The sequence below is a fragment of the Pontiella sp. genome (assembly GCF_041622395.1).
Lineage (GTDB): Bacteria > Verrucomicrobiota > Kiritimatiellia > Kiritimatiellales > Pontiellaceae > Pontiella.
On record NZ_JBFJYW010000257.1, the window covers coordinates 1 to 5,491 of the forward strand.

General features: G+C 61.0%; 5 protein-coding genes. All 5 read left to right on the plus strand.

The window, feature by feature from the left end; translation table 11 throughout:
• The first annotated feature begins 73 nt into the window (after positions 1-73).
• The 5 genes from ABYO54_RS13370 to ABYO54_RS13390 all read left to right on the plus strand — a co-directional run bounded on the left by ABYO54_RS13370 (position 74) and on the right by ABYO54_RS13390 (position 5,424).
• Positions 74-910, plus strand: a complete 837-nt coding sequence (locus ABYO54_RS13370; protein ID WP_372808749.1) for an MBL fold metallo-hydrolase — start codon at positions 74-76, stop codon at positions 908-910.
• 84 nt (positions 911-994) lie between these two features.
• Positions 995-2,260, plus strand: coding sequence for an iron-sulfur cluster carrier protein MrpORP (locus ABYO54_RS13375; RefSeq protein ID WP_372808750.1), 1,266 nt, complete (start codon positions 995-997; stop codon positions 2,258-2,260).
• 259 nt (positions 2,261-2,519) lie between these two features.
• Positions 2,520-3,509, plus strand: coding sequence for an AAA family ATPase (locus ABYO54_RS13380; protein ID WP_372808751.1), 990 nt, complete (start codon positions 2,520-2,522; stop codon positions 3,507-3,509).
• Between the two features lie 62 nt (positions 3,510-3,571).
• A complete protein-coding gene (locus tag ABYO54_RS13385) occupies positions 3,572-4,462 on the plus strand; it encodes a DUF58 domain-containing protein (protein ID WP_372808752.1) in 891 nt (296 codons plus the stop codon).
• Positions 4,459-5,424 (plus strand): hypothetical protein, encoded by a 966-nt coding sequence (locus tag ABYO54_RS13390; protein ID WP_372808753.1) that lies wholly within the window; start codon positions 4,459-4,461, stop codon positions 5,422-5,424. Before ABYO54_RS13385 ends, ABYO54_RS13390 begins: the two co-directional genes overlap by 4 nt.
• Positions 5,425-5,491 lie beyond the last annotated feature (67 nt).

The window sequence follows — 5,491 nt, forward strand, 5'->3', positions numbered from 1 at the left end:
CGGCGGTCGACGACTTTCTGAACCCCACCACCAAGCCAACGCTCTCGCAATGGCTGAAAGGAATAATCGGCAAATGAACGTACACCTGAAAATCATCGTGGATAACCAAGCGGCCGAGGGGCTCGTTGCCGAGCACGGCCTTTCGATGTGGATCGAGGCGGGCGGAAAAAACATCCTGTTCGATGCCGGCCAGGGGGATGCGCTCGAACAGAACGCCGCACGGCTGGGCATCGACCTCAGCCACGCCGATCTATTCGTCCTCAGCCACGGCCACTACGACCATACCGGGGCCGTCGATTTCGTGATGCAGGAGAGCCCGGAGCTTCAGGTCTTCGCCCACCCCGGCATCTTCAAGACGCGCTACAGCATCTATCCCGGCAAGGATGCCAAGGAAATCTCCATGCCTTCGGAGGAGCGGCTGATCGTGGCCAACCTGCCGGATTCGCATCTCCACTGGATCCAGGAACCGACGCAAATCGCACCGGGCGTCTGGCTGACGGGGCCGATCCCGCGGGTCCACCCCCTGGAAGATACGGGCGGGCCGTTCTTCGAGGAACCCGAAGGCACGACGCTCGATCCGATCCACGACGACCAGGCGCTGTGGCTCGAAACCGAGAAGGGCCTACTGGTCGTTTGCGGTTGTTGCCATTCGGGACTGGTCAACACGTTGAACCACATCGCCGCCGCAAGCGGGCACAAGCCCATTTGGGGCATCGTCGGCGGGTTTCACCTCAAGAACGCCTCGGCCGAGCGGCTCGAAGCCACCGCCGCCGCCCTCCGCGAATTCCAGCCGACCTTCTTGGCGCCGTGCCATTGCACGGGCGACGCCGCCATCGACTTTTTCAGACAAAACCTAAAAACCGAAATCAATCCCGGCTATGCGGGTTTTGAAATAAAAACAGACAATTGATTTCAACAGAAGAACGCAAAGCGCGCAAAGCAACCGCCCTTTGCGATCTTGGTGTTGGAAATACCGTAGTTAAGGAGACAACAAATGAGTGAATGTGCAGCACAACCGCAGACCGATCCTGCGGACGACCAGAAGAAGATCAATGCGCGCATGGCGCAGGTGAAACATAAGATTTGCGTCCTGTCGGGCAAGGGCGGCGTCGGCAAGAGCACCGTGGCGGTCAACCTCGCCGCGGCGTTGTCGGACGCCGGCAAAAAGGTCGGCCTGCTCGACGTGGATATCCACGGGCCGAGCGTGCCGACCATGCTCGGGCTCGGCAACACGCCGCTGTCCTACAACGCGGCGTCGGTCGATCCGGTCTATGCCGGCAACCTGAAGGTGATGTCGGTCGGCTTCCTGTCGGAAGACGAAGACAACCCGTTCATCTGGCGCGGCCCGATGAAAATGGGCGTGATCAAGCAGTTCCTCGGCGACGTCGAATGGGGCGAGCTGGACTATCTGATCGTCGACTGCCCGCCCGGCACCGGCGACGAACCGCTCTCGATCTGCCAGCTGATCGAAAATCCCGACGGCGCGGTGATTGTCACGACGCCGCAGCAGGTGGCGGCGGTCGATGTGCGCAAGTCGATCAAGTTTTGCGAAAAGCTGTCGATGCCCGTGCTCGGCATCGTTGAAAACATGAGCGGCTTTGCCTGCCCGAAATGCGGCGAGGTGGTCGATATCTTCCATGCCGGCGGCGGCGAAAAAATGGCGGCCGACTTCGGGATCCCGTTCCTCGGCAAGTTGCCGATCGACCCGGCCATCGGCAAGGCGTGCGACGCCGGCCTGCCGTTCATCCAGAGCCACGCCGCCAGCGAAACCGCGCAACAGCTGCGCGACATCATCAAACCGATTCTCAACCTGCAACCGAATCTTTCAGGCGCGACCGCCGGCTGTACGGGATCGAGCTGTTCCTCCTGCTCCGCTTGCAGTCCCGCCGAAACAAACGAACCCCAAAAGGAAACCGTAACCATGAAAATCGCCATTCCGACCGCCGAAGGCAAACTGTGCATGCATTTTGGCCATTGCCAGGTATTCACGCTTCTGGACGTTGATCCGGAAAACAAAACGATCACCGCCAGCGAAGAGCGGGTTCCGCCGCCGCACGAACCCGGCGTGTTGCCGGCATGGCTGCACGAGCAGGGCGCCAACATGATCATCGCGGGCGGCATGGGCTCGCGCGCCCAGGGGCTTTTCCTCGAACAGAACATCGAGGTCGTTGTCGGAGCCCCCGCCGGCGACCCGAAGGAGGTGGTTGCCGCCTATCTCGCAGGGACGCTCACGACCGGCGCCAACAGCTGCGACCATTAACCTGCACCGTTGTTGCAGTAATTAAGATTAGCGAATTCAGAATGAAGAATGAGTGGCGGGGTCTATCCGCCCCTTTAACCAAACGCGCAACGAGCCCGCCATACTTCATTCTGAAATCTTCATTCGGGAGGCGCCATGAGCATGCTGGCGCAACCTTCCTGAGCCCCTTGTCCAATCGCGTTGGATTCCCGGCGTTTCTTTGCTGTTTAAGCGCGGGAACCGAACTATATTTGCGCCCCTCTTCCACCAAGGATTTATCATGCATGAAGAAATTGTAAAAATGAACGAGCGCTACCAGGCCGAAAGCGCCGTGCTCCAGCAGGTGCGCGATGAAGTGGCGAAGGTCATCATTGGCCAAGAAGATCTGATCGAGGCGCTGCTGCTCGCCCTGCTCTGCAACGGCCATGTGCTGATCGAAGGGATTCCCGGGCTGGCGAAAACACTGGCCGTCACGACGCTTTCGCAGACGCTGCATGCCGACTTCAACCGCATCCAGTTCACGCCCGACCTGCTGCCCGGCGACCTGATCGGGACGATGATGTACAACCCGAAGACCAACGAGTTCACCCCGCACAAGGGGCCGATCTTCGCCAACATCATCCTCGCCGACGAAATCAACCGTTCCCCCGCCAAGGTCCAGAGCGCCCTGCTCGAAGCCATGCAGGAGCACCAGGTTTCGATCGGCGACACGACCTACAAGCTCGACGAACCGTTCCTCGTGCTGGCCACGCAGAACCCGGTCGAGCAGGAAGGCACCTACCACCTGCCCGAAGCGCAGGTCGACCGTTTCATGTTCAAACTCGACGTCGTCTATCCCTCCAAGGAAGAGGAGCACCGCATCCTCAAGCGCATGGGCAAGACCGCCGTCGATCTCACCGTCAACGCCGTCATGCAAGTCGCCGACATCAACCGCCTGCGCAAAATGGTCGACGACGTCTACATGGATGAAAAGCTCGAGCACTACATTCTCGACCTCGTGCAAGCCACCCGGAACCCGGCCCACTTCGGCCTCGATTGCGCCAACTACATCCGCTACGGCGCCTCGCCGCGCGCCACCATCTTCCTGTCCGTCGCCGCGCGCGGTCGCGCCATGCTCAACGGCCGCGGCTATGTTGTCCCGCAGGACGTCAAGGACGTCGCCCTCGACGTGCTGCGCCACCGCGTGCTGCTCACCTACGAAGCCGCCGCCGAAGAGAAGAGCTCGGCCGAGATCGTGCAGCAGATTCTCGCGACCGTGGAAGTGCCTTAGAACTGAACCGTGAAACGTGAGTCGTGATTTTTTTCACGCCTCGATCGTCACGCCTCACGCCCATGCCTACGAAAAGCCAGACCGACCTCCTGAAAAAGGTGCGCGAAATCCAGATCGTCAGCCGCAAGGTGGTCGACGAATTGCTGGGCGGCGAATACAAGTCCGTCTTCAAGGGGCGCGGCATGGAGTTCGATGAAGTCCGCGAATACATGCCGGGCGACGAAGTGCGCACGATCGACTGGAACGTGACGGCGCGCACGGGCAAGCCGTTCGTGAAGCGGTTCATCGAGGAGCGCGAACAGGCCCTCTTTTTCCTGGTCGACATGTCGGCATCGGGATCGTTCGGGTCGACCGGCCAATCGAAGAACGAAGTGGCCGCCGAGCTCTGCGGCATCCTCGCGTTTTCCGCCATCAAGAACAACGACAAGGTGGGGCTGATCATTTTCACCGACGAGATCGAGCTGTTCGTTCCGCCGGACAAGGGGCAGTTGCACGTGCTGCACATCATCCGCGCAATCCTCGGCTTCGAGCCCAAGCACACGGGTACGCGCATCGCCTGCGCGCTCGACTATCTGGGCAAGATGGTTAAAAAGAAGTGCGTGACCTTTTTGATTTCAGACTTCCAGGACGCGGATTACGACCCATCGCTCAAGCTGGCCGCCATCCACTACGACCTGATCGCCATCACCATCACGGACCCGCGCGAACTCGAGCTGCCCAACGCCGGGCTCGTCGAGCTGGCCGACGCCGAGACCGGCGAACAGATCCTGGTCGATACGGCCAGTGCGGCGGCGCGCAATACGTTCCGGATGGCCGCCAAGGCGCGGAGCCTCGAAACCAAGGCCGCGCTGACGCGGCTCAACATCGACCAGATCGATGTCCGCACCGACCGCGACTACATGCGCGACCTGATCCGCTTCTTCCGGACCCGAGAAAGGAGACAAACGCTGTGATGTTGAAAAAGGCCCAACGCCTGAACGCCGTAGCTCGGCGCTCGCTGATCGTGCTTTTCGCGAGCGCCGCACTTTGTGGTTGCCGGGAAAAGTCGGTTCGGCAGAGCGGCGCAGGGGCCGAGCCCGTCTACACGAAGCAATACCGGCAAGCGGCGGAAACGGTGATCGTGTCGCTGAGCGAGACCAACCTATCGACCTCCGGACGGATCCGGCTGACGATCGACGTGCATGCCCCGGAGGGCGAGGACGTGGTGATTCCGGAGATCGAGGACGCCATTGCCCCGTTCACGGTGGAAGAAAGCCATACGGAACCGGTGCGGTTTTTGCCCAACGGGAAACACCTGCATCGCCGGGTATGGACGCTCGACCCGGGCCTGCCGGGCCAAACCCAATTCCAAGCGTTGGAAATCCTTGCCGGACCCGAGACGCTCAAAACCGACCCCGTGGCGGTGACGGTGAGTTCCCTGCTGCCGGAAAACCTCGAAACCCCCGAAATCCGCGACATCGCCGCCCCGATCGAATGGTTGCCGGAGGAGCAGGCGCGGCTTCGGATCCGGTATATCCTACTGGCCGTTTCCGGCCTGATCGCCTTGTCGGTTTTGGTCGCGCGCATGGTGCGCCGCCCCCGAAAAACGCAGGAGCTTTCGCCGCAGGAAGCGGCGCGGCAGGCCCTGGATCGGCTTCCGGAGGACGAGCTGGCGCGCATCGACGAAGCGCGGCGCATCCTGCTGGAATTTCTCGACCGGCAATTCCAGATTCCAACCGCCGGCAAAACCACCGGGGAAATCATCCGCACCATCCCTAAATATCCGTTGCTGGGCCGCCGCGTTACGCTGGTGGACAAACTGACCGCGAACGATCTCGTCCGCTTCTCCAACCGGATTCCGGAAGGCTATGCGGACAGCCTGGTTGAATATGTTCGCGGATTCGTGGAGGAGACGATGGAGGTGCCGTGCGACTAGCGCTTCCATGGGCGTTGCTGTTGCTGCTGCCGCTGCTGAAAATGGTCCTCGATCATTTCCGGAAGTC

Excerpts from the sequence above, each read along its gene's own strand:
- ABYO54_RS13385 (WP_372808752.1), top strand. The coding sequence starts at position 3,572 with ATGCCTACGAAAAGCCAGACCGACCTCCTGAAAAAGGTGCGCGAAATC.
- ABYO54_RS13370 (WP_372808749.1), top strand. The coding sequence starts at position 74 with ATGAACGTACACCTGAAAATCATCGTGGATAACCAAGCGGCCGAGGGG.
- ABYO54_RS13380 (WP_372808751.1), top strand. The coding sequence starts at position 2,520 with ATGCATGAAGAAATTGTAAAAATGAACGAGCGCTACCAGGCCGAAAGC.
- ABYO54_RS13375 (WP_372808750.1), top strand. The coding sequence starts at position 995 with ATGAGTGAATGTGCAGCACAACCGCAGACCGATCCTGCGGACGACCAG.